Below are 23,583 nucleotides of genomic sequence, written 5' to 3' on the forward strand. Positions count from 1 at the left end.
GCATCGTTGAACTATTGTCAATTAATCATCTGAGGAAAGTGAGGCAACATGAGATGAAAGCAACTGGTATCGTTCGTCGAATTGACGATTTAGGTCGGGTTGTCATTCCAAAGGAAATCCGCCGTACGTTAAGAATTAGAGAAGGAGATCCATTAGAGATTTTTGTCGATCGTGATGGAGAAGTCATTTTAAAAAAATATTCCCCGATTAGCGAGTTAGGAGACTTTGCTGACGAGTATGCAGAGGCATTGAATGACAGTTTAAACACGGCTGTCTTGATTTGTGACCGCGATGCCATTATTGCTTCTGCCGGAGTATCTAAGAAAGAGTACGTTAATAAAAGTATTGGGGAAGTCATTGAAAAAGCGATGGATGACCGGCAGAGTGTTTTACATCACCCACAATCAAAGATCTCATTCGTGGATGGCCGTGAAGAAAAGGTGCAATCCTATACGCTAGCCCCTATTGTGGCAGGTGGCGATCCAATCGGTGTAGTTGTCATTTTCTCTGATGAACGCTCCATAGGAGAAGTGGAGAGAAAATCAGCAGAAACCGCCGCCAGCTTTTTAGCTAAACAAATGGAAAGCTAATCAGACAAGGAAGCAGAGGCAAAACTGCTTCCTTTTTTGATGGATCAAACATTTGTTTGTATATAGATGAAGAGGGACTTTTTATTAAATTTCTTGCGCTTTTCTATGCAAATATATTAAGTTGGAAGCAGTATGTTTAGAAGGGCAGAGTGTTATATGTTGCCATTAAGGAAGAAAAATTCATTGATACAAGGAGCCGCCATTTTAACGATTGCCGCTATTTTCGTAAAAATCTTAAGTGCTGTATATAGAGTTCCCTTTCAAAATATAGTCGGGGATATCGGCTTTTATATTTATCAGCAAATATATCCTTTTTACGGAATTGCTAATGCATTAGCTACATATGGGTTTCCGGTCGTTATTTCAAAATTAATCGCGGAATCAGCAGGTGATGGGCAGCGCAGGCAGGAAGTGGTTCGACTTTCTTACTATGTAACAAGCTGCACGGGCATTTTGCTCTGGGCCGCTGTCTTTTTCGGAGCTGGATGGATAGCAGACAAAATGGAGGATCCTTCTTTGCGGCCACTCCTTCAGATTGTAGCTTTTTCTTTTTTACTGATTCCGTTTTTAACTGTATGGCGCGGTACATTCCAGGGTGAAGGAAATATGGTCCCGACAGCGGTTTCTCAGACAGTGGAGCAATCTGTCCGGGTTGGAGCTATTTTATTATTCTCTTATATTTTAATTGGAAAGGGAGCCTCTCTTTATACGGCCGGTGCAGGAGCATTTGCAGGATCAATAGCCGGCAGCCTTGCTGCACTGGCAGTTTTATTTTACTTTATAAAGAAGAGTGTTTCTATCTCTGAAAAAAAGGTGAAGAGGGGAAACACATTGGCTGGAAAAGAAATCCGAATGCTCTTTATCCAGGCAGCGGCTATTTGTCTGTCTAGCATAGGAATTGTATTGTTCCAGCTTGTCGATTCATTTAACCTATATAGTGGATTAATTCAATCGGGTATGGGCGAATGGGAAGCTAAAATGGCCAAAGGAATTTATGACCGTGGCCAGCCCCTCTTGCAGCTTGGCACTACAGCGGCTGCTTCTCTTGCTTTAACGGTTGTGCCACTCGTAACCTCTGTTTATCGCAGAGGGTTGTATCAGGAGCTAGATAGCTGTATCCAGCTGGCGCTGAAGGTTAGTTTTACATTTGGACTGGCAGCAACAGTGGGGTTAATCAATATTATGGGAGAAGTAAACACGATGCTGTTCGAAAATGGAAGTGGGTCGTTTGTTCTTTCGATTTTTTGTGCATCGATTCTATTTAGTTCACTTGCTCTGACATTGACGGGTATTCTGCAAGGGTTTGACAAGGATTTCATTCCAGCTCTCGCTGTGTTAACAGGCATTCTTTTTAAGTACATGGGGAACATTCTCTTTATTCCTCGTTTTGGAACAGCAGGGGCTGCAGCGGCTACGTTGCTCTCATTTGTTTGGATGGCGCTTTTTTTAGCCGCCTTTCTTCGAAAACATTGGAAGACAGCTTTCCTGAAAAAGGAGGCTGCTGGTAAAGCAGTATTTGCCGTTCTTTGTATGACAGGTGTATTGCAGGTTTGGAAATTACTCATAGGATATATCTTGTTTAAGGAAGCTCACAGCCGGCTTATTATGGCCGGGACGGCATTAAGTAGTGTCATTATTGGCGCATTTGTTTTTATTTATCTCATTTTTAAGCTAAAAGTGTTCACAGAAGAAGAGTTGCAGCAGATCCCTTTTGGCAGCCGGCTGAGCAAGAAACTTAGTTAGGTTGCCTATTTAAAAATCATAGTAGAAAGAGAGAGGGAACATGATACCATCTATTACTATTGCCGGTCTCGGAGCCGGAGATATTAACCAACTGCCGCTTGGCATATACAGATTGTTGTTACAGTCGAAGCACGTATTCACCCGTACCCTTGATCACCCGGTCATTAATGATCTTCAACGGGAGGGTGTCCGCTTCGAAAGTTTTGATTCTATTTATGAAAAACATGATCAATTTGAAGCGGTCTATGAAGAAATTGTTTCCTTGTTAATAGAGAAAGCCAAAGATCACGGTGCGCTCATTTACACAGTTCCCGGCCATCCTATTGTCGCAGAGAAAACAGTTCAGCTTTTGCTTGAGGCAGCACAGCCAGGCAAATTGGAGGTAACGATCGCTGGCGGTCACAGTTTTCTTGACGATCTGTTTGCCGCTGTTGGGGCAGACCCGATAGAAGGCTTTCAATTTCTTGATGGAACATCCTTAAGAAAAGATGATATTAACATTTTCCAACACATTGTCATTGCACAAGTATACGATGCCTTCGTCGCCTCTGATGTGAAATTGACACTAATGGAGAAGTATCCGGATGACTATGAGGTAACTATCGTTACGGCAGCAGGGAGTGGAAACCAGCACACCGTAAAGCTGCCTTTATATGAATTGGATAGACAAGTAACACTGAACAATCTAACATCTTTATATGTGCCGCCTGTACGGAAAGAAGAAGATACATATAAAGAATTTGCTGTTCTGCGACAAATTATCGCAACGTTGAGAGGGCCGGGGGGCTGTCCTTGGGATCGTGAGCAAACGCACGAATCGTTAAAGAAATATTTAATTGAAGAAGCCTATGAGTTACTTGACGCTATTGATCAGCAAGATGATGATCACATCGTGGAGGAGCTGGGGGACGTGCTGTTGCAAGTGATGCTTCATGCGCAAATTGGCGAAGACGAAGGAATGTTCTCCATTGAAGATGTCATTGAATCGATTTCTAGTAAAATGATTCGCCGCCATCCGCACGTATTTGGCGATGCAACAGCTGAAAATGCAGAAGCAGTTATTTCAAATTGGCAAAAGATTAAGAGCGAAGAAAAAGGAGAAAGACAAGCTTTCCGGCTTGATGAAGTAGCGAAAGGATTGCCCGCGTTGTTGCGCGCCTATGAATTTCAAAAGAAAGCAGCAAAGCTGGGCTTTGATTGGGATGATGCCAATGGGGCCATGGAAAAGGTGCTGGAAGAGTGGCAGGAATTTCTAGAAGAAGTGAAGAATGAAGATAGCAGCAAACAGCTTGATGAATTCGGTGATGTTCTTTTTGCACTCATCAATGTTGCCCGCTTTTATCACCTTCACCCCGAAGAAGCGCTGGCTAAAGTAAATGAAAAATTTTACCGCCGTTTTTCTCATGTCGAAAAACGGGTAAAAGAGAGCGGCCGGCCATTTAATGATTTCACACTAGATGAGTTAGATGCATTCTGGGACGAAGCGAAAAATATAGGTTTATAAAGGGAGAGAGAAACATGTCGACAATGAGACTCGATAAGTTTTTAAAAGTATCACGTTTAATTAAACGGAGAACACTGGCAAAGGAGGTAGCGGATCAAGGAAGAATCACCATTAATGGAGTAACTGCGAAAGCGAGCTCTAACGTAAAAGAGGGCGATGAGTTATCTATTCGGCTTGGCCAGCGCATTCTTACTGTGAAAGTGGAAAAGCTGCAGGAAACGACAAAAAAAGAAGAAGCAGCTGGCATGTATCAGTTGCTGAAAGAAGAGAGAGTGAACGAATAAAAGAGAGAGTCAATGAATGAACGTTTAATGCCTATTTAGAAAGTGCTCAAAAGCTATGCTTTTTGAGCACTTTTTTATAAGATCTAATGCTTCCTCTATCTTTATTAACATCCGTCTAGGGTCTTTGAAACGTGTGTGCGTCTTTTAAATTTTTGGCTTCTCCTCATAGTTTTGCTATTGCTCGCATACATTTAGTGGCAAAGCTTGTACTTTGCAGTGAGGGGGAGAAAGATGAATCAGATGCATGATTCTACTAATAGTCGCTCAGCTGACGGTCATGATATTGTTATGCAAGGTAGAAAGATAATGGAAATTACTGGTGTCAAGCAGGTGGAAAGTTTCGACAGCGAGGAATTTTTGCTGCTCACTGTGATGGGAATGCTCGTTATTAAAGGTGAAAACCTGCAAATGAAAAATTTGGATGTAGATCGCGGCTTGGTAGCGATTAAAGGCCGCATCTCCAGCCTTATTTATACTGACCAATCCGCCGGGGACAAATCAAAAGGATTATTCAGTAAGTTGTTCAAATGACATTAACTGTTCAATTTGAAACGTTGTTGTCAATGATAGCTATGGGAATAACATTTGGAGCCTTCCTCGACACCTACCAAAGGTTTTTAAAACGGCAGACCCGGCCGCGAGCCGTTTCTTTTTTCACTGACATTATATTTTGGTGTCTATTTGGATTGCTCATCTTTTATTGCTTATACCGGGTTAATTACGGTGAAATCCGTCTCTATCTTTTCCTCGCCTTACTTTGTGGTTACTCGGCTTATCAAGCCTTATTTAAGCGGCTTTACCTTCGGCTTCTTGAGCAAATGATTTTAGCGGTTGTAAATATTTTCTTATTTTTAAAGAAGTGCGGTTATTTTCTTATTATCCTCCCAATTAAGTTAATTATAAAGGCGATAGTAATTGTTATAGGTTTAATCGGGAAGACTTTGCTAGTCCTTGCCAAAAGTACCCTTTACCTATTATTATGGATAGGAAAGATTGTTTTTTCGCCTATTCTCTTAATTTGGCGCTTTTTTCCTGACAGCATAAGGAAAAGAGCAACCGCCTTAAAAGAGAAGCTGGCAGGATTTTTCTTATTAATCAAGAATAAAATTATGGATAGAGCAAATCGCTGGAAAAAATGAGCCGGGAGGAAGGGAAATGAGCGGTGTAAACAAACGGAAAGTAACTGCCTTGAAAAACGCCTTTGTCTTCAGCCGTGCGAGAAAAGATATGTTTTTAGCGAGACATAAAACAAAGCTGTACAGAAGGCTAGGTGCTTTCGTAGTTGTGGCCCTTATTCTTTCTGTCGGTTTGGGATCAACTCTTTTTTCACGAACGGCCCATCTTGAAGAACAAAAGCTTGAAAAGAAAAAAGCTGAGGCAGCTCTTGTAGAATTGAAGCAGCAACAAAAGCAGTATGAAGAAGAATTGAAGAGATTGGAAGACGATGAATATATCGCAGAGCTCGCCAGGAAAAAGTATTTTTTATCGGATGATGGAGAGATTATATTTAATATTCCTGAGTCAAGTGAAAGCAAAGGGAAAAGTAAAGAATAAGAAGGGGTATATTGACACCTCTTTTTTTCGTAATATAATAAAGGGTAAAGTTTGATCATTTCTAAGGAGGAACATTTTTTTTATGTCAATCGAAGTAGGCAGCAAGTTACAAGGTAAAGTGACAGGGATCACTAAATTCGGAGCGTTTGTTGAACTGCCAGAAGGCTCAACTGGATTAGTACACATTAGTGAAGTTGCAGACAATTATGTAAAAGACATCAATGATCACCTAAAGGTTGGTGATGAAGTAGAAGTAAAAGTCATTAATGTGGAAAGTGATGGAAAGATCGGTTTGTCCATCCGCAAGGCGAAAGACCAGCCGCAGCAACAGCAGTCCTATCGTCCCCGTCCAAGAAATAATGATTACCGCTCTAAAGGTCCAAGAGGAGGAGGAGGCTATTCGACTCCGAAAGAAAACTTTGAACAAAAAATGGCCCGCTTTCTCAAGGAAAGTGAAGATCGTCTGTCTACCTTGAAACGCCAAACAGAATCGCGCCGTGGCGGTAGAGGAGCGAAACGGGGTTAATTGCTGTCTATTTAACTATAACTATGAACTGATCGGAAACGTTCAGCAGCTAAAAAAAACAGCCTTGCAAGATATCATAAATCTTGCAAGGCTGTTTTTTATTGATTGGGGCAATCTAGTTGCCAAACTATGCCGAATTTGTCTTGAAGTTTTGCGTAAGTAGAGCCCCAAAATGTAGTCTGTAATTCCATATGAATAGTTCCCTCTTGTTGCAGCTTCCCGTATACAGATTGGATATCTTCTTTGCTTTCAAAGGTCAGGGCAAGGGAAATTTGATTTCCTGTCTTTATCTCTTGTCCGGGAAACGTGTCTGAAACCATAAGGAGGAAATGTCCCTTTGCCAAACGGGCATGCATAATACGGTTGGCTGCTTCGGGAGGAGTGGGATAATCGGCTTCGCCAAATGTCTGAAGTCCTTGTATCTCAGCTTGAAAAGCCTCGGCATAAAAATTCAGTGCTTCTTTTGCATTTCCATTAAAAGTTAGATAAGGTGTAGTTTGTCCTTTCACATCGATCCCCCTTTTTTATCAATATTGAAACTATGGCTGTACGATGGCTGGCTGTCAATGCTAAATGGTAGGTAGAAAAACAATATAAAAAACCAGATTTTCAACAGACCGCTTGGATCTGTGAAAACCTGGTTTTTTTGCCGATGACCCGTACGGGATTCGAACCCGTGTTACCGCCGTGAAAGGGCGGTGTCTTAACCGCTTGACCAACGGGCCTTTATAATTAGTGATTCATTCATACTGCTAATAGATTTTGACTGCCTATTCCTTTGCAGAATACCAAAGCTATTCTCTAAAAGGTTCCTGTTGTATTCAAGTTTCATAGAGAGCAAAGTGAGTAGGGATTGCCAAAGAACGTGGCAATTAGTCTGCATTCCTTTAGAAACGACTGCTTTCGCTTTTTTAGTAGCGGCGGAGGGGATCGAACCCCCGACCTCACGGGTATGAACCGTACGCTCTAGCCAGCTGAGCTACACCGCCATGGGAAGTGAAAATTCAAGCACAATGACTATAATACTTAGGTTATAAGCTGTTGTCAATTAGTTTTTTTAGGGTTTATAAAAAAAGTGACTGTTCCTGTTGTCGAACGGTTTTTAGACAAGCCTTCTCTTTTTGACAAACTTTGAAAGGGTGGTTTTGTATAATGGCAGCAAAGAAACGTGGATGGGAGTTGTTAATATGGAGAAAGCGGAAAGAAGTTTGGCAGAGCCGGTCAATCATGTGGGATTGGAAGAAACAAAAGTGGAAGTGTTCAAGGGGCTTAAACAGTTTCTTACCCATTTGCAAGTGCTGTTGCTTGAAAAAGGGTTTATTTTGCTGCTCATTGGATTTTTGTTAGGCCGGGCATTGATACTGTCTCATTTAACGCCGTTTGGCCTGCCTTTTTTCGCTGCTGCTTTTATGCTAAGGCGTGATTGTGCGCCACTTGCTCTAATCGGTTTGCTTGCAGGGTCTTTAACCTTGTCCATTGAGCAAATGAGCTATTCCTTTTTTACAATTGCCGTGTTTCTCGTCGTCTACCGACTGCTAAAGAATTTTCATAAGGAAGATGCCGTATCACTGCCATTCTTTGTTTTCTTTACAGTCATGGCAGTAAAATCGGGATTTTCCTATTTTCAAAGCGGTCAGCAATTTGCACCCTATGATCTGTTAATGGCCGCGATTGAATCCTCATTAGCCTTTGTGCTTACACTTATCTTTATGCAGAGCATTCCCTTTTTATCACTCAAAAAACGGATAAAAGCGTTAAAGACTGAAGAGATTGTCAGCTTAATCATTATGCTTGCTTCCATTACATCGGGCACGATCGGCTGGTCGGTTTATGGTTTATCAATTGAACATATCTTCTCCAGATACTTGGTCTTAATTTTTTCTTTTATCTCTGGGGCGGCTGTTGGTTCCACTGTTGGTGTTGTCACTGGGTTAATATTTAGTCTTGCGAGTGTGTCCAGCTTCTTTCAGATGAGCTTGCTTGCTTTTGCTGGTTTACTTGGCGGATTATTAAAAGAGTGGCGAAAAGCAGGAGCGGCAGGCGGGCTGATTATCGCTACCTTGCTTGCTGGAATGTATGGAGAACAAGGGGTACCGCTCATGCAAACCTTATATGAATCCCTAGCAGCAGTAGCCCTTTTATTCTTAACGCCTAAAATCTTTACCGACCAGTTGGCTAAGCTCATACCCGGCACTGTAGAGCATTCAAATGAGCAGCAACAATATTTACGGAAGATGAGAGATGTGACAGCCAATAGAGTAGAACAATTTTCTGAAGTGTTCCAAGCACTATCAAAAAGCTTTTCCCAATATAACATTGAAGCACTGGATAATTACGAAGAGCGGGAACTAGACATGTTTTTAAGTCATGTTACTGAAAAAACATGTCAAACATGCTTTAAAAAAGAACAGTGCTGGACGAAAAACTTTCATCAAACCTACCATCTAATGAAAGATGTGCTTTATGAATTAGATGAGGGACAAGCAGGGTTAAGTCAAAGATTGTCGAGGGAGTTGGATACCCACTGCTTCCGCCCGGCGAGGGTAGAGGAAGCTATTAAACAGCAATTAACATACTACCAAGCAAACCAAAAGTTAAAAAAACAGGTGCAGGATAGCCGGAAGCTGGTGGCAGAGCAGCTGCGAGGCGTTTCTGAGGTAATGAGTGACTTTGCTGAAGAAATTCAGAGAGAACGGGAAAATCACTATAATCAGGAAGAGCAGATATTAGAAGCGATTGAAGCATTCGGTTTGGAGATTGACTATGTAGATATATACAGTTTGCAAAAAAGCAACGTTGACATTGAAATGAGTATTCCTTTTATTTATAACAGTCACGGGGAATGTCAGAAGATTATAGCTCCTATGCTTTCTGATATTTTAGGTGATAACGTGATTGTTCATAAGGAAGAATGTGAGGGAGGCCCTGCAGGTGTTTGTCATGTGATCTTTCGCTCTGCTAAAGCGTTTGCTGTTACAACAGGAGCGGCACATGCTGCTAAAGGCGGTGGATTAGTGTCAGGAGACAGTTACTCTACGATTGAGTTGGGGGCAGGAAAGTATGCCGTAGCGATTAGTGATGGGATGGGAAATGGAGAAAGGGCTCATTATGAAAGCCATGAAACTCTTCGCCTGCTACAGCAAATTTTAAAGTCAGGCATTGAAGAAAAAGTCGCCATTAAATCTGTTAACTCTATTCTTTCTTTGCGAACGACAGACGAGATCTTCTCGACTCTTGATCTGGTCATTATTGATTTGCAGGATGCGGTAGCAAACTTTTTGAAAGTGGGCTCGACACCAAGCTTTATTAAACGAGGCAGCAAAATAATGAAAATTGAAGCAAGCAACTTACCGATCGGTATTTTACAGGAATTTGAAGTGGATGTAGTGAGTGAACAATTGAAATCGGGCGATTTAATTATCATGATGAGTGACGGGATTTTTGAAGGCCCAAAGAATGTCGAGAACAAGGATCTTTGGATGAAAAGGAAAATACAGGAAATGGAAACAGAGGACCCACAAACGATTGCTGATTTACTTATTGAGGAAGTCATAAGAACAAGATCAGGAGAAATTGAAGATGATATGACAGTTGTAGTGGCCAAGGTAGAACACAACCTACCAAAGTGGACATCTATTCCAATGCAATTCGGTTTTTCAAAAAAGAAAAAGAAAATTTCTTAAAGCACTGAATTTATTTACAGAGAAGTATAAATTCCCCTCTTTCTGGCGAGGCTGAGGATAACTCGTAAAGGTTGGAGGGGTTACCATGAAACAAGGGACGATTAAGCAAATCTTACTGCTGACAGACGGCTGCTCGAATCACGGGGAAGATCCAGTTGCTATGGCTGCTCTCGCCCGGGAGCAGGGAATTACAGTTAATGTTATTGGAATTATAGATGATCATGCTACGGATCAGCGGGGACTTCAGGAAATTGATCAAATTGCTCTTTCGGGAGGAGGGATTAGCCAAACTGTTTGCACGAAGCAGCTTTCCCATACTGTTCAAATGGTCACGAGACAAGCGATGACCCAAACACTTCAAGGGGTGGTAAATGAACAATTAAAGAAGATCTTGCATAAGGAAACAGCGATGGAGGCTTTGCCGCCAGAAACTCGCGGTGAGGTAATGGAAGTAGTAGATGAGCTTGGAGAAACTGCTAACTTGGAGGTGTTAGTCTTAGTTGATACAAGTGCAAGTATGAAGAGCAAGCTTCCAACCGTGAAGGAGGCGCTCCTTGATTTATCGCTGAGTATGAACGCAAGAATGGGAAGCAGTCTCTTTTCCTTGTTTATATTTCCCGGGAAAAGAAAAGATACGGAGCAGCTGCTTGACTGGACACCAAAGCTTGAATCCTTAACATCGATGTTTTCAAAGCTGTCCCCTGGCGGTTTAACACCAACTGGCCCTGCTATTCGCGAAGCTATTTCCCGCTTTAAAACAAAACGAAGCCGGAAAGGCTGGTTATCAGATGGCGATGAATACATCGAAAAATCAGTTTAATATTCGCCGGGGAGCCGTCATACATGGTAAATGGCACAAGCAAGCCTATCTGGTGGAGCGAACGCTCGGCCAGGGAGCTACCGGTACAGTTTATTTAGTGAACGGAATGGATGGAGCAGCAGCGTTAAAGTTCAGTAATCCATTATCGATCACGGCTGAAATGAACGTTTTGAAGGCGTTTGCTAAGGTCCAGGGGTCTTCCCTTGGGCCTTCTTTATTAGATGCAGATGATTGGGAGAACAGTTATGGTGTGCACCCTTTTTATGTCATGGAATATATACAGGGGCCAACCCTTTCTGCTTTTATCCAGGCAAGAGGATCATCATGGATTGGTGTTTTGCTGTTACAGCTGCTGGAAAACTTACAGGCACTTCATGAAGCTGGCTGGATTTTCGGGGATATTAAACCGGATAATTTGATTGTGTCAGGACCGCCATATGCGCTCCGCTGCGTTGACGTTGGCGGGACGACTAAAATGGGGCGGGCTGTTAAAGAGTATACAGAGTTTTTTGATAGAGGCTACTGGCGTGCTGGTTCAAGAAAAGCAGAGCCCTCCTACGATTTATTTGCTACTGCAATGGTAGCGATTAATCTTGTTTACCCTGAAAGATTTTCCCGGAATGAAGAGGGCATAAAACAATTGGAAGCTAAAGTCAGACAAAAAAAAGAATTGCAAGCTATCGCGCCGGTATTAATTAAAGCCCTGCAGGGAAGGTATTCTGCAGCCCAGGCTATGCGTAAAGAGCTGCTGGCTGCTTTAAGCTATGAAAAGAAAAAAAGCGAGCAAGGTCACATGCGATCTGCTGTCCGCAAAACCAGCGGAAGGGTTTCGCTTAAACAAAAGAAAAGGAAAGAGCGTGGGCTGTATACACTGACTGTTGTCTTGTTTGTCGCAGTTATCTATGTTTTATACGTACTGACGGAACTGCTCATTTAAACATTAGTCTTTTCTTTTTGTTTGTTTTCTTTAGAAAGTGTTAATATAGTCAGTAAAAAGAGCAGGAAGAGGAACAAATGCTGGCATATGAAGAGAACGTCAAACAATTTATTACTCGTCATCGGTTAATCAGCAAGGGCGACAGAATTGCTGTCGGCATATCAGGAGGGCCAGATTCATTATCGATGCTTTCGTATTTGGAAAGCAGACGTAAAAAGTTAAATATCCAAGTATTCGCTCTTCATCTGGATCATATGTTCAGAGGAGAAGAGTCTTATGAGGAGCTAAAGTTTGTTGAGCAATTCTGCAAGGATAAAGACATTCCTTTTTATGCGGAAAGGATCAATATTGGACAGGAAATGAAAGAAACAGGTGGAGGATTACAGGAAGTATCACGCCGGGTACGCTACGAATTTTTTGAAAGGGGAATGAGAAAGTTTGCTGCTAACAAATTAGCGCTTGCCCATCACGGTGATGATCAGATAGAAACGGTTCTGATGCAGCTCGTGAAGGGAACTAGCAATCGCACAGGCATCCCTATTCGAAGAGCGCTAGGAGAAGGAGAAATTATTCGTCCACTTCTTTATGTGAATAAAGAAATGATTGAGGAATACTGCCTGCATTATCAACTTAACCCGCGCCGAGATCCGAGCAATGAAAAGCCTGTGTATACCCGCAATCGGTTTCGTCTTGAACTGCTTCCTTTTTTAAAGGAAGAAAATCGAAAAGTTCATGAGCATTTTCAAAGATTTAGTGAAGAGTTGAATGAAGACAACAGAATGTTGGAAGAATTAACAAAGGAGAAACTAAAGAATATATGGCAAAAGAATGACAGTAATTGCTCCTTGGAAATTGAGGGCTTTCTGATGATGCCTTTGCCTTTACAAAAAAGAGCGATTCATCTAATATTAAACTATCTTTATAAAGGAAAAAAGCCCTTCTCCTTCATACATATTCAACAGATTTTACAGCTTTTAAAGGAAGACAAATCCTCATGGAAATTGGACTTGCCGCATGGGCTGAAAGTCTGCCGGGAATATCAAGTGTGTGTCTTTGGATTTAACACTTCTGAAAAAAGGGAATATGTGTTTAAACTGACTTATGAAAACAAGGTTTCCTGGCCATATGGAGGTCAATTTATACTGACTGACAACATTCCCAAAGTAACGGGCGAATATGAGTATATGATTCTTGATGAGAAGGTCAAACTTCCACTTTATATCCGTACAAGGAAACAAGGCGACAAAATTCAGCCAAAGGGCATGAACGGTTCAAAAAAATTGAAAGACCTGTTTATTGATGAGAAAGTGGTCCTTGCAAGGCGCGATCAATGGCCAATTGTGACAGACAGCGAGGGGAAACTGCTCTGGGTGCCCGGATTAAAGAAGTCTAGGCATGAAAAAGCCGACTCCACTGGTAACCATTTAATATTAATTTATATACGCAATCACTTCTAGGAGGCTAACAAATTGCTAAATCAGGATATTGAGAAAGTACTCATTACCGAGGAAGAAATTCAAGAGAAAGTTAAGGAGCTCGGTCTTGAACTTACAGAAGAGTATAAAGACAAGTTTCCCCTCGTTATTGGAGTTTTAAAAGGAGCCATGCCTTTCATGTCTGATTTAATTAAGCGCATGGATACTTATTTAGAAATGGATTTCATGGATGTTTCCAGCTATGGCCGTTCGACAACTTCATCAGGGGAAGTCAAGATTGTTAAGGATTTGGATACATCAGTGGAAGGCAGGGACATACTCATTATTGAGGATATTATCGATAGCGGTTTAACGCTGAGCTATCTAGTGGAGCTTTTCCGATATAGAAAAGCAAAATCCATTAAGATTGTAACGCTTTTAGATAAGCCAACGGGCAGAAAGGCGAAAATTAAAGCCGACATGGTCGGGTTTAAAGTGCCTGATGAATTCGTTGTCGGTTATGGCCTTGACTTTGCAGAAAAATATCGGAACCTTCCTTACATCGGCGTTTTGAAACCAAAAATATATACAGAAGCGGATAACGATTAAGAAAGGTTGATCAGCATATATGAATAGGCCGATCCGCATGTCAAATAGTTGTAATGCCAAGATTTTCTATGATAGTATTGAATACAGTATTTTTACCGTGGGAGGAGGTAAGGGATGAGCCGGATTTTTCGTTATACCATATTTTATTTACTAGTTTTCCTTGTCATTATTGGGGTTGTCAGTTATTTCAATAACAATAATGAACCGAATAAGAATATAACGTACAATGAATTTGTTTCTTATCTGGAAAAAGATCAGGTGGAAACGTTCTCCATGCAGCCGGAGAGAGGGGTCTACGAGGTTCGTGGACAACTGAAGGGTGCGCAAGAAGGTGAATTTTTTCTTACTTACGTAATGAATAGTGAGAATATGCTGAACCGCATTGATGAAGCGGCAAAAGATTCTAAAGTAGAAATCTTACCTGCCAAAGAGACAAGCGGCTGGGTATCTTTCTTCACGACAATCATTCCTTTCTTAATTATTTTCCTTTTATTCTTCTTCTTATTGAACCAGGCACAGGGCGGCGGCAGCCGAGTGATGAATTTCGGAAAAAGCAAAGCCCGCTTGTACAATGATGAAAAGAAAAAAGTGCGCTTTAAGGATGTAGCGGGAGCCGACGAAGAAAAACAAGAGCTAGTAGAGGTTGTTGAATTCTTAAAGGACCCGCGCAAGTTCTCTGAGTTAGGTGCAAGAATTCCGAAGGGGGTTCTTTTAGTCGGACCTCCGGGAACCGGTAAAACATTGCTTGCGAGAGCGGCAGCAGGAGAAGCGGGCGTACCATTCTTCTCCATTAGTGGTTCTGACTTTGTGGAAATGTTTGTTGGGGTCGGGGCTTCTCGTGTACGCGATTTGTTTGAAAATGCAAAAAAGAATGCTCCATGTATCATCTTCATCGATGAGATTGACGCAGTGGGTCGTCAACGTGGTGCCGGTCTTGGCGGCGGACATGACGAACGTGAACAGACATTGAACCAGCTATTAGTTGAAATGGATGGATTTAGTGCCAATGAAGGAATCATTATTATTGCCGCAACAAACCGTCCTGACATTCTAGACCCTGCCTTATTGCGTCCAGGCCGTTTCGACCGTCAAATCACAGTTGATCGCCCGGATGTAAATGGCCGTGAAGCGGTACTCCGCGTTCATGCACGTAACAAGCCGCTTGATGATTCGATTGATTTAAAAGCGATTGCGATGAGAACGCCAGGCTTCTCTGGTGCCGATCTCGAAAACTTATTAAACGAAGCAGCGCTTGTAGCTGCACGCCGTAATAAAAAGAAAATTGATATGCGTGATATCGATGAAGCAACAGATCGAGTGATCGCTGGTCCTGCAAAGAAGAGCCGCGTTATTTCTCAGAAAGAGAGAAAAATTGTTGCTTTCCACGAAGCGGGACATACTGTGATCGGTCTTGTGCTTGATGAAGCCGACATGGTTCATAAGGTAACCATCGTTCCGCGTGGTCAAGCTGGCGGTTATGCCGTTATGCTACCAAGAGAGGATCGTTACTTTATGACGAAGCCAGAGCTTCTTGATAAAATCACCGGTTTGTTAGGTGGTCGTGTGTCTGAAGATCTCATCTTTGGTGAAGTATCAACTGGTGCACACAATGACTTCCAGCGTGCGACAGGCATTGCCCGCCGTATGGTGACGGAATTTGGAATGAGTGACAAACTAGGACCGCTTCAATTTGGTCAGAGTTCTGGTGGTCAGGTATTCCTTGGACGCGACTTTAATAATGAACAAAATTATTCAGATGCGATTGCATACGAGATTGATTTGGAAATCCAAAGAATTATCAAGGAATGCTATGAGCGTGCGAAGAATATCTTAACGGAAAATCGCGAGAAGCTGGAATTAATTGCGAATACTCTTCTTGAAGTAGAAACACTTGACGCCGCTCAAATTAAACATCTCGTTGATCATGGCACATTGCCAGAGCGCAAGTATGAAGCAGATGAAGGAACAGAAACGCTGAAGCTTTCTAAAGATGAACAGGTTGTTGTCAATGTACAGAAGAAGGAAGAGCCTTCTCAAACGGACAACACAGCGCCTGCTTCTGGTGAAAAGGAACAGCAGCCAATTGATCAGGAAGATGATCCAAAAGCATAATAGAAAACGCCGATGAAAATCGGCGTTTTTTTTGCTTTATAGGAAATGATAAATTGAAACTCCCTCTATTTTTCTGTTTGTCGTCCGGCTTATGTATCTTTTGTTAAATAAGAAAAAAGGATGCAGTCAGCAACAGGCTTTTTTAAAAAAATCCTTTATTTTGGAATGCGTGACATAATGATGTTACCGCTTTTATGTGATATGATGAATGGCAGCAATAAAAGTTTAAATGAGTGTGGTGAGAGTCTTGATATTTGTGTTGGATGTAGGGAATACAAATACTGTGCTAGGCGTTTATGAAGAAGACGAGTTGAAATTTCACTGGCGGATCGAAACGAGCCGCAATAAAACGGAAGACGAGTACGGCATGGTCATTAAAAGCCTTTTTCAGCATGTCGGAATTACTTTCGATCAAATTGAAGGGATTATCATCTCTTCCGTAGTGCCGCCAATTATGTTTTCGTTGGAGCAAATGTGTCAAAAATACTTTAATATAAAGCCAATGATCGTCGGTCCTGGTATGAAAACCGGTTTAAATATTAAATATGAAAATCCGAGGGAAGTAGGGGCAGACCGGATTGTTAATGCGGTAGCTGCTATTCATGAATACGGCAGTCCTTTAATCATTGTAGATTTTGGAACAGCTACAACGTACTGTTATATTGATGAGGACGGGCATTACATGGGTGGTGCCATCGCTCCAGGCATTACGATTTCTACCGAGGCTCTTTATTCAAGAGCAGCCAAGCTGCCTCGTATAGAAATCATTAGACCCGACCATATTGTTGGGAAAAATACAGTTTCCGCTATGCAGGCTGGGATATTGTATGGATATGTAGGGCAAGTAGACGGTATTGTCAACCGGATGAAGGAGCAAAGCAAAAAACAGCCGACTGTAGTAGCAACTGGGGGGCTTGCTCCTTTGATTGGAGAAGAAGCGCAATCAATTGATATTATTGATCCGCTATTAACGCTTAAAGGGTTATGTCTGATTTATAAACGCAACCTTTAAGAAGAAAGGAGTTTTCCTGTGAAAGATTATTTAGTAAAAGCATTAGCATATGAGGGACAAGTTCGTGCGTATGCGGTGGATACAACGGAGACGATAAATGAAGCGCAAAGAAGGCACTACACGTGGCCGACTGCTTCTGCAGCGATGGGCCGGGCGATGACGGCTGGCGTTATGATGGGAGCTATGCTTAAAGGTGAAGAAAAAATTACAATTAAAATAGAGGGAGGCGGACCAATTGGAGCTATTCTGGTTGACGCCAACTCAAAAGGGAAAGTTCGAGGCTACGTTACCAATCCACAAACCCATTTTGATTTAAATGAACACGGCAAGCTAGATGTTCGTCGTGCTGTTGGTACAGAGGGAATGCTGACGGTTGTGAAAGATCTTGGGCTTCGCGAACACTTTACTGGTCAAACTCCAATTGTTTCTGGAGAGCTGGGAGAGGACTTTACCTACTACTTCGTGGCATCCGAACAAGTTCCGTCATCTGTAGGGGTTGGAGTATTGGTTAATCCGGATAACTCGATCTTAGCGGCTGGGGGGTTTGTAATTCAAATTATGCCTGGAGCTGAGGAAGAGGTAATCTCTACGATTGAGAAAAAGATTTCGAGCATGACCCCGATTTCTAAATTGATCGAAAAGGGACTGTCTCCTGAAGAGATCCTTTATTATATTTTAGGAGAAGAAAATGTAAAAATCCTTGATCATATGCCAGTTGGCTTTGAGTGCACTTGCTCAAAAGAGCGGTTTGGCAATGCCATTATCAGCCTTGGAAAAGAGGAAATCCAGGAAATGATCGATGAGGATGGTCAAGCAGAAGCACAATGCCATTTTTGTAACGAAAAATATCTTTTCACAAAAGATGAGCTTGAGGAATTAAAAGCAGCAGCTTCTATTTAATTGAATCAAATTGAAAAAACCTGCTGACAAAAAAGTTTTGCAGGTTTTTTTATAATTAATACGTATATTAAAAAGTAAAACGATTGACTTTTAATAAAAAGATTGGTAAATTCTATATAACCAATAAAAATACTTGGTATTGAGGTGGATAAAATGGTACGTGTAGCAAATTCAGTAGCTGAATTAGTCGGTCAAACTCCAATTGTTAAATTGAATAACGTAGTAAATGAAAACAGTGCAGATGTATATTTAAAGCTGGAATATATGAATCCTGGAAGCAGTGTAAAAGATCGGATTGCCCTTGCAATGATTACGGAGGCAGAGGAGAGCGGTAATCTTCAAGAAGGCGGAACAATCATTGAGCCAACGAGCGGTAACACTGGAATAGGATTGGCAATGATCGCAGCGGCAAAAGGGTATCGTGCTATCCTTGTTATGCCAGAAACTATGAGTATGGAGCGTCGCAATCTGCTTCGTGCTTATGGTGCTGAACTTGTATTAACGCCTGGCTCTGAAGGAATGAACGGAGCTATTCGCAAAGCAAAAGAACTGGCTGAAGAGAATGGCTACTTTATGCCTCAACAATTTGAAAATGAAGCAAATCCAGAGATTCACCGAAAAACAACAGGAAAAGAAATTGTTGAGCAAATGGATCAAGTGGATGCTTTCATTTCTGGTATCGGTACAGGTGGAACGATTACTGGAGCCGGTCAAGTGCTGAAAGAAAAGTTCCCTGAAGTAAAAGTGTATGCAGTAGAGCCAGCGGATTCTCCAGTTCTCTCTGGAGGAAAGCCGGGACCTCACAAAATACAAGGAATTGGAGCAGGCTTTGTTCCAAAAGTACTGGATACAGACGTATATGATGAAGTCATTAAAATTACAAATGATGAAGCCTTTGAAACGGCCCGAAAAGTAGCTCGTGAAGAAGGGATTTTAGGTGGAATATCATCTGGAGCAGCCGTTGCTGCCGCCTTGCAAGTAGCGGAAAAGCTTGGGAAAGGTAAGAAAGTGCTGGCAATCATTCCCAGTAACGGAGAACGCTATTTAAGTACCCCGTTGTATAACTTTGAAGAAAATTAATTAAATGAATTGAAAAGCAGACTGAGAAATCAGTCTGTTTTTATTTTTGTATCGTTTAGGCATGTTAAAATAAAAGAAGAGCAGAAAGATGAAAGGAGCAAAAAAATGAAAGTTTCCGCAGGACCATATGAATTAGATTTCACGAAAAAAACATACATTATGGGGATTTTAAATACAACGCCAGATTCATTTTCTGATGGCGGGCGTTATAACGAGATAGAGACAGCTGTTCAGCATGCAGAAGAGATGGTGAGTGAAGGAGCAGACATCATCGATATTGGTGGAGAGTCGACGCGGCCAGGGTATGCTGCTGTGTCAGCAGAGGAAGAGTTGAAGAGAGTGTTGCCAATTATCCAGGCCGTATCTGCTAGTGTGGACGTGCCGCTTTCGATTGATACATATAAAGCGGAAACGGCAAGACAATCGATAGAAGCTGGTGCTCATATTATTAATGATATTTGGGGAGCAAAAAGAGACCCCGAGATTGCGGTGGTAGCTGCTGAGAAAAATGTGCCAATTATTCTCACGCATAATCGAGACAACATGGATTATGGTTCCTTTATCCGAGATGTATTGCTTGATTTGTATGAAAGTATTGAGATTGCCATGAAAGCGGGCGTTCCCGAAGAAAAGATTATTCTTGATCCTGGGATTGGATTCGCCAAGGATATGGAACAGCATCTACTTATGCTGAGAAACATGGACAAAGTAGCTGCTCTTGGATTCCCGGTGTTGCTTGGTGCTTCGCGAAAAAGAATTGTCGGGCATGTACTCGATCTGCCAGTAGGAGAAAGAATGGAAGGAACAGGGGCTATTTGCTGTTACGGTATTGAAAGTGGCTGCCATATTCTTCGTATTCATGATGTAAAGCCGATCAGCCGAATGGCGAAAATGATGGACGCTTTAGTTGGAAAGGGAGGAGGAAATGGATAAAATTTACGTAACCGGTATGGAGTTTTATGGTTATCATGGTGTGTTCCCAGAAGAGAACAAACTTGGCCAACGCTTTCGAGTCGACGCTGTACTTGAGGTTTCCTTGCGAAAGGCAGGACAGTCGGATAACCTTGAGGATTCTGTAAATTACGGGGAAGTTTATCAAGTCTGCAAAGAGATTGTAGAGAACCGTACTTTTAAATTGGTAGAAGCAGTTGCTGAGCATATCTCCCTGGCTCTTTTAGAAAGTTTCCCTAAAGTGACTGCTTGCACGATAAAGGTTATTAAGCCTGATCCACCTATTCCAGGTCATTACAATCATGTAGCTGTTGAAATAATGAGGAGAAGAATAGAAAATGAATAATAGAGCTTTCTTATCATTAGGAACAAATATAGGGGACAGGTTGGCCAATCTGCAAATGGCAATTCATCTGCTACATTCACAGGATGTTATTACTATAGAGAAACTCTCTTCTATTTATGAAACAGAACCGGTTGGTTATACGGATCAGCCTGCTTTTTTAAATATGGTTATTCAAATAAGCACCTCTCTGTCTGCGGAAGAGCTGCTGGAATTATGTTTATCTGTTGAACAAAAACTTGGAAGGGTTAGGGAATTCAGATGGGGGCCGCGAATAATAGACCTTGACATTTTATTGTATAATCAAGACAATATTGAATCAGAGAAACTTATCGTTCCGCACCCAAGAATGCATGAACGCGCTTTTGTTCTCGTTCCTTTAATAGAGATAGATCCAATCATTTGTTTTCCAGGGAGTGATAGGCCTCTTGAAAAAGTACTTTCAAGTATGCAGGAAAGGGAAGGGGTGCGCCTATGGAAACCGAACAGTGGGGAAGAAGGATTCGGGCTTTCAGAAAGTTGAAGGGATTTACTCAAGAACGCCTTGCCCATCAGCTCGGCATATCTGTTTCTGTGCTTGGTGAAGTGGAAAGAGGCAGCCGCCCGCTAACTGATGAGCTGTTAAGGGAAATATCGAAAGCTTTGCATATATCAATTGATGAACTTTGTCCGCCGGAAAAGAAGTAGAAAGGTGATGAATATGTTAAAGATCGGAAACATCGAGATGAAAAACCCGGTGGTACTTGCTCCGATGGCAGGAATTTGTAATTCTGCTTTTCGTCTGACAGTAAAAGAATTTGGTGCCGGTCTTGTATGTGCTGAAATGGTCAGCGACAAAGGAATTGTTTTTCAGAATGAAAAAACAATGAATATGCTCTATATTGATGAGAGAGAAAAACCGCTTAGCCTGCAAATTTTTGGAGGTAAAAAAGAATCGCTCGTACAAGCTGCAAGCTTTGTCGACAAACATACAAATGCCGATATTATTGATATTAATATGGGTTGTCCAGTTCCTAAAATTACAAAGTGTGACGCGGGAGCTAAATGGCTGCTTGATCCGAACAAGATTTATGAAATGGTATCGGCTGTAGTGGATGCTGTTGATAAGCCGGTCACAGTAAAAATGCGTATGGGTTGGGATGAAGAGCATATTTATGCGGTGGAAAATGCCCGAGCTGTAGAGAGAGCAGGTGGACAGGCGATAGCCCTTCACGGCCGGACTCGTGTACAAATGTATGAAGGGACAGCGAACTGGGATATCATTAAAGAAGTAAAACAGTCAGTCAACATCCCGATCATTGGAAATGGAGATGTCCAAACTCCACAGGATGCTAAGCGGATGCTTGAAGAAACAGGTGTTGATGGAGTGATGATTGGTCGTGCTGCCCTAGGAAATCCATGGATGATTTATCGCACGGTAAAATATTTAGAAACAGGCGAATTAATTGAAGAACCTACAGCGCGTGAAAAAATCGATGTTTGTTTATTGCACCTTGACCGTCTTATTGCTTTGAAAAACGAGAACATTGCTGTACGTGAAATGCGAAAGCATGCTGCTTGGTATTTAAAGGGTATCCGTGGCAATGCTGGCGTACGTAAAGAAATTAACTACTGTGAGACGAGAGAGCAATTAGTTAGCTTGCTGTCTACTTTCGTTCAAGAGGTAGAAGAAAAAGAAGCGGCTGTCCAAGCCGGATAACTTGTAAGGGTGACCATAGGAATAGGAGTGAATGGAATGAGTGAGGAATTAAACGATCAGCTGCTGGTCAGAAGAGAAAAAATGCAGGCGTTAAGAGATAAAGGGCTCGATCCTTTTGGCAAACGCTTCGAACGCACACATACAGCTCAAGGCATTTTGGCTGCATATGAGGAGCTTTCCAAGGAAGAATTAGAAGAAAAAGAAATAGAAGTAAAAATTGCTGGACGTATTATGACAAAGCGTGGAAAAGGAAAAGCTGGATTTGCCCATGTGCAAGATTTAACAGGACAGATTCAAATTTACGTGCGCAAAGACGCAGTCGGGGACGAAGCTTACGAATTATTTAATATGACAGATCTAGGTGACATTGTTGGCATTACTGGTACAATCTTTAAAACAAAAGTGGGAGAGCTTTCAATTAAAGTTAATCATTATGAGTTCTTAACGAAAGCTTTGCGTCCGCTTCCTGATAAGTTTCATGGGTTGAAAGACATTGAACAGCGTTACCGTCAGCGTTATTTGGATTTGATTACGAGTCCGGATAGTCAACAGACGTTTATTACACGCAGCCGTATTATTCAGTCGATGAGACGCTATTTGGATGACCATGGCTATTTAGAGGTAGAGACGCCGATGATGCATTCAATTGCGGGAGGAGCTTCTGCTCGTCCATTTATTACACATCACAATGCGCTTGATATGGAATTGTATATGCGTATTGCTATCGAACTTCATTTAAAACGCCTGATTGTAGGAGGCATGGAAAAAGTATATGAAATCGGTCGCGTATTCCGTAATGAAGGAGTTTCTACTCGCCACAATCCGGAATTTACGATGATTGAATTGTATGAAGCCTATGCAGACTATGAAGATATCATGCGCTTAACAGAAAACTTAATTGCTCATATTGCTCGTGAAGTGCATGGCACCACAACAATCGCGTATGGGGAATATGAAGTGAATTTAGAACCACAATGGCGTCGTTTACACATGGTTGATGCCGTTAAAGAATATACAGGTGTCGATTTCTGGCAAGAAATGACGGACGAACAAGCCCGTGCGCTGGCTAAAGAACATGGGATTGAATATAAAGAAACAATGCAATATGGGCATATTGTTAATGAGTTCTTTGAGCAAAAAGTAGAGGAAAAATTGATTCAACCTACTTTCATCTATGGTCACCCGGTTGAAATCTCTCCACTTGCTAAGAAAAACGATGAAGATCCACGCTTTACAGATCGTTTTGAATTATTTATCGTTGGTCGTGAACACGCGAATGCATTTACAGAGTTAAATGATCCAATTGATCAACGTGAACGCTTTGAGGCACAGCTGAAAGAGCGTGAGCAAGGAAATGACGAAGCGCATGAAATGGATGATGACTTTGTTGAGGCGTTGGAATATGGAATGCCGCCAACAGGAGGATTAGGTATTGGGATTGACCGTCTTGTGATGCTATTAACGAATTCCCCTTCAATTCGGGATGTGTTACTTTTCCCATTGATGAGACACAAGGAATAATAATAAAGGGCCGCTCAAAGCGGCCCTTTATTATTATATGTAGAGCTTAGGGGATTAAAATAAACTATTTTAAAAAAATACTTGCATGGGAGAAAAGGAGATGGTATATTTATATTCGTTGTTAACAACGGTCACTTGTTGATTTAAAAATATTTTAAAAAAGTTGTTGACAGCAAGGTTGATAAATGATATATTTAAGAGGTCGCCAAAAACGACTGAAGCGAAATTGATCTTTGAAAACTGAACAAAATACATGCCAGTAAGTTAATTCTTATTTTTAAATTATGAGCAAGTCAAACA

The 23,583-nt window shown here is 41.6% G+C and carries 24 protein-coding genes and 2 tRNA genes; 23 read left to right on the plus strand and 3 right to left on the minus strand.

The window, feature by feature from the left end; all coding sequences use genetic code 11:
• Nucleotides 1-53 precede the first annotated feature (53 nt).
• From spoVT to ACH0BF_RS22000, 8 genes are all read left to right on the plus strand, one after another.
• Nucleotides 54-590 (plus strand): stage V sporulation protein T, encoded by a 537-nt coding sequence (gene spoVT / locus ACH0BF_RS21965; protein ID WP_120035815.1) that lies wholly within the window; start codon nucleotides 54-56, stop codon nucleotides 588-590.
• Between the two features lie 183 nt (nucleotides 591-773).
• On the plus strand, nucleotides 774-2,333 hold the full coding sequence (locus ACH0BF_RS21970) for a putative polysaccharide biosynthesis protein (protein WP_340851633.1): 1,560 nt from the start codon (nucleotides 774-776) through the stop codon (nucleotides 2,331-2,333).
• A gap of 40 nt (nucleotides 2,334-2,373) precedes the next feature.
• Nucleotides 2,374-3,837 carry a bifunctional methyltransferase/pyrophosphohydrolase YabN gene (gene yabN / locus ACH0BF_RS21975; protein ID WP_406910298.1) on the plus strand — a complete coding sequence of 488 codons (1,464 nt, stop codon included), beginning with the start codon at nucleotides 2,374-2,376 and terminating at the stop codon, nucleotides 3,835-3,837.
• A 23-nt stretch (nucleotides 3,838-3,860) separates the two neighbouring features.
• A complete protein-coding gene (locus tag ACH0BF_RS21980) occupies nucleotides 3,861-4,121 on the plus strand; it encodes an RNA-binding S4 domain-containing protein (protein WP_120038038.1) in 261 nt (86 codons plus the stop codon).
• Nucleotides 4,122-4,352: 231 nt separating this feature from the next.
• Nucleotides 4,353-4,652: a sporulation protein YabP gene (yabP, locus tag ACH0BF_RS21985; protein WP_340851630.1), complete on the plus strand. Its 300-nt coding sequence runs from the start codon at nucleotides 4,353-4,355 to the stop codon at nucleotides 4,650-4,652.
• Nucleotides 4,649-5,260 carry a spore cortex biosynthesis protein YabQ gene (yabQ, locus tag ACH0BF_RS21990; RefSeq protein WP_120035817.1) on the plus strand — a complete coding sequence of 204 codons (612 nt, stop codon included), beginning with the start codon at nucleotides 4,649-4,651 and terminating at the stop codon, nucleotides 5,258-5,260. Before yabP ends, yabQ begins: the two co-directional genes overlap by 4 nt.
• Nucleotides 5,261-5,276: 16 nt before the next feature.
• Nucleotides 5,277-5,675, plus strand: coding sequence for an FtsB family cell division protein (locus ACH0BF_RS21995; RefSeq protein ID WP_120035818.1), 399 nt, complete (start codon nucleotides 5,277-5,279; stop codon nucleotides 5,673-5,675).
• An 82-nt stretch (nucleotides 5,676-5,757) separates the two neighbouring features.
• Nucleotides 5,758-6,201, plus strand: coding sequence for a S1 domain-containing RNA-binding protein (locus ACH0BF_RS22000; RefSeq protein WP_120035819.1), 444 nt, complete (start codon nucleotides 5,758-5,760; stop codon nucleotides 6,199-6,201).
• Between the two features lie 98 nt (nucleotides 6,202-6,299).
• Here the strand turns inward: ACH0BF_RS22000 and ACH0BF_RS22005 are convergent, their stop codons facing one another.
• The 3 genes from ACH0BF_RS22005 to ACH0BF_RS22015 all read right to left on the minus strand — a co-directional run bounded on the left by ACH0BF_RS22005 (nucleotide 6,300) and on the right by ACH0BF_RS22015 (nucleotide 7,190).
• Nucleotides 6,300-6,710: a VOC family protein gene (locus ACH0BF_RS22005; protein ID WP_340851625.1), complete on the minus strand. Its 411-nt coding sequence runs from the start codon at nucleotides 6,708-6,710 to the stop codon at nucleotides 6,300-6,302.
• Between the two features lie 144 nt (nucleotides 6,711-6,854).
• Nucleotides 6,855-6,926: transfer RNA gene (locus tag ACH0BF_RS22010), tRNA-Glu, on the minus strand.
• 190 nt (nucleotides 6,927-7,116) lie between these two features.
• A tRNA-Met gene (locus tag ACH0BF_RS22015) sits at nucleotides 7,117-7,190 on the minus strand.
• Nucleotides 7,191-7,388: 198 nt separating this feature from the next.
• Between ACH0BF_RS22015 and spoIIE the strand changes: the two genes are divergently transcribed.
• The 15 genes from spoIIE (at nucleotide 7,389) to lysS (ending at nucleotide 23,283) form a co-directional block, all read left to right on the plus strand.
• Nucleotides 7,389-9,884, plus strand: coding sequence for a stage II sporulation protein E (spoIIE, locus tag ACH0BF_RS22020; RefSeq protein WP_120035821.1), 2,496 nt, complete (start codon nucleotides 7,389-7,391; stop codon nucleotides 9,882-9,884).
• 85 nt (nucleotides 9,885-9,969) lie between these two features.
• Nucleotides 9,970-10,704, plus strand: a complete 735-nt coding sequence (locus ACH0BF_RS22025) for a VWA domain-containing protein (RefSeq protein WP_120035822.1) — start codon at nucleotides 9,970-9,972, stop codon at nucleotides 10,702-10,704.
• A complete protein-coding gene (locus ACH0BF_RS22030) occupies nucleotides 10,673-11,641 on the plus strand; it encodes a protein kinase domain-containing protein (RefSeq protein WP_340851621.1) in 969 nt (322 codons plus the stop codon). The genes ACH0BF_RS22025 and ACH0BF_RS22030 overlap by 32 nt, the downstream gene beginning before the upstream one ends.
• Before the next feature lie 77 nt (nucleotides 11,642-11,718).
• Nucleotides 11,719-13,098, plus strand: a complete 1,380-nt coding sequence (tilS, locus tag ACH0BF_RS22035; RefSeq protein WP_120035823.1) for a tRNA lysidine(34) synthetase TilS — start codon at nucleotides 11,719-11,721, stop codon at nucleotides 13,096-13,098.
• A 12-nt stretch (nucleotides 13,099-13,110) separates the two neighbouring features.
• Nucleotides 13,111-13,665, plus strand: coding sequence for a hypoxanthine phosphoribosyltransferase (gene hpt / locus ACH0BF_RS22040; RefSeq protein ID WP_120035824.1), 555 nt, complete (start codon nucleotides 13,111-13,113; stop codon nucleotides 13,663-13,665).
• Between the two features lie 114 nt (nucleotides 13,666-13,779).
• Entirely contained in the window at nucleotides 13,780-15,777 is a 1,998-nt protein-coding gene (gene ftsH, locus ACH0BF_RS22045; RefSeq protein WP_120035825.1) for an ATP-dependent zinc metalloprotease FtsH, read from the plus strand.
• Between the two features lie 247 nt (nucleotides 15,778-16,024).
• Entirely contained in the window at nucleotides 16,025-16,789 is a 765-nt protein-coding gene (locus ACH0BF_RS22050) for a type III pantothenate kinase (RefSeq protein ID WP_120035826.1), read from the plus strand.
• An 18-nt stretch (nucleotides 16,790-16,807) separates the two neighbouring features.
• On the plus strand, nucleotides 16,808-17,689 hold the full coding sequence (gene hslO, locus ACH0BF_RS22055; RefSeq protein ID WP_406910299.1) for an Hsp33 family molecular chaperone HslO: 882 nt from the start codon (nucleotides 16,808-16,810) through the stop codon (nucleotides 17,687-17,689).
• Between the two features lie 153 nt (nucleotides 17,690-17,842).
• Nucleotides 17,843-18,769 carry a cysteine synthase A gene (gene cysK / locus ACH0BF_RS22060; RefSeq protein ID WP_120035827.1) on the plus strand — a complete coding sequence of 309 codons (927 nt, stop codon included), beginning with the start codon at nucleotides 17,843-17,845 and terminating at the stop codon, nucleotides 18,767-18,769.
• Between the two features lie 105 nt (nucleotides 18,770-18,874).
• Nucleotides 18,875-19,702, plus strand: coding sequence for a dihydropteroate synthase (gene folP, locus ACH0BF_RS22065; RefSeq protein WP_120035828.1), 828 nt, complete (start codon nucleotides 18,875-18,877; stop codon nucleotides 19,700-19,702).
• Entirely contained in the window at nucleotides 19,695-20,066 is a 372-nt protein-coding gene (folB, locus tag ACH0BF_RS22070) for a dihydroneopterin aldolase (protein ID WP_120035829.1), read from the plus strand. The genes folP and folB overlap by 8 nt, the downstream gene beginning before the upstream one ends.
• Entirely contained in the window at nucleotides 20,059-20,586 is a 528-nt protein-coding gene (gene folK / locus ACH0BF_RS22075; protein ID WP_406910300.1) for a 2-amino-4-hydroxy-6-hydroxymethyldihydropteridine diphosphokinase, read from the plus strand. Before folB ends, folK begins: the two co-directional genes overlap by 8 nt.
• Complete coding sequence (locus ACH0BF_RS22080; protein ID WP_120035831.1) at nucleotides 20,538-20,750, plus strand: helix-turn-helix domain-containing protein; 213 nt, start codon at nucleotides 20,538-20,540, stop codon at nucleotides 20,748-20,750. Before folK ends, ACH0BF_RS22080 begins: the two co-directional genes overlap by 49 nt.
• A 13-nt stretch (nucleotides 20,751-20,763) precedes the next feature.
• Complete coding sequence (gene dusB / locus ACH0BF_RS22085; RefSeq protein WP_120035832.1) at nucleotides 20,764-21,762, plus strand: tRNA dihydrouridine synthase DusB; 999 nt, start codon at nucleotides 20,764-20,766, stop codon at nucleotides 21,760-21,762.
• A gap of 36 nt (nucleotides 21,763-21,798) precedes the next feature.
• Nucleotides 21,799-23,283, plus strand: coding sequence for a lysine--tRNA ligase (gene lysS, locus ACH0BF_RS22090; protein WP_120035833.1), 1,485 nt, complete (start codon nucleotides 21,799-21,801; stop codon nucleotides 23,281-23,283).
• Nucleotides 23,284-23,583 lie beyond the last annotated feature (300 nt).

Source organism: Pseudobacillus sp. 179-B 2D1 NHS, assembly GCF_045370945.1.
Lineage (GTDB): Bacteria > Bacillota > Bacilli > Bacillales > Domibacillaceae > Pseudobacillus.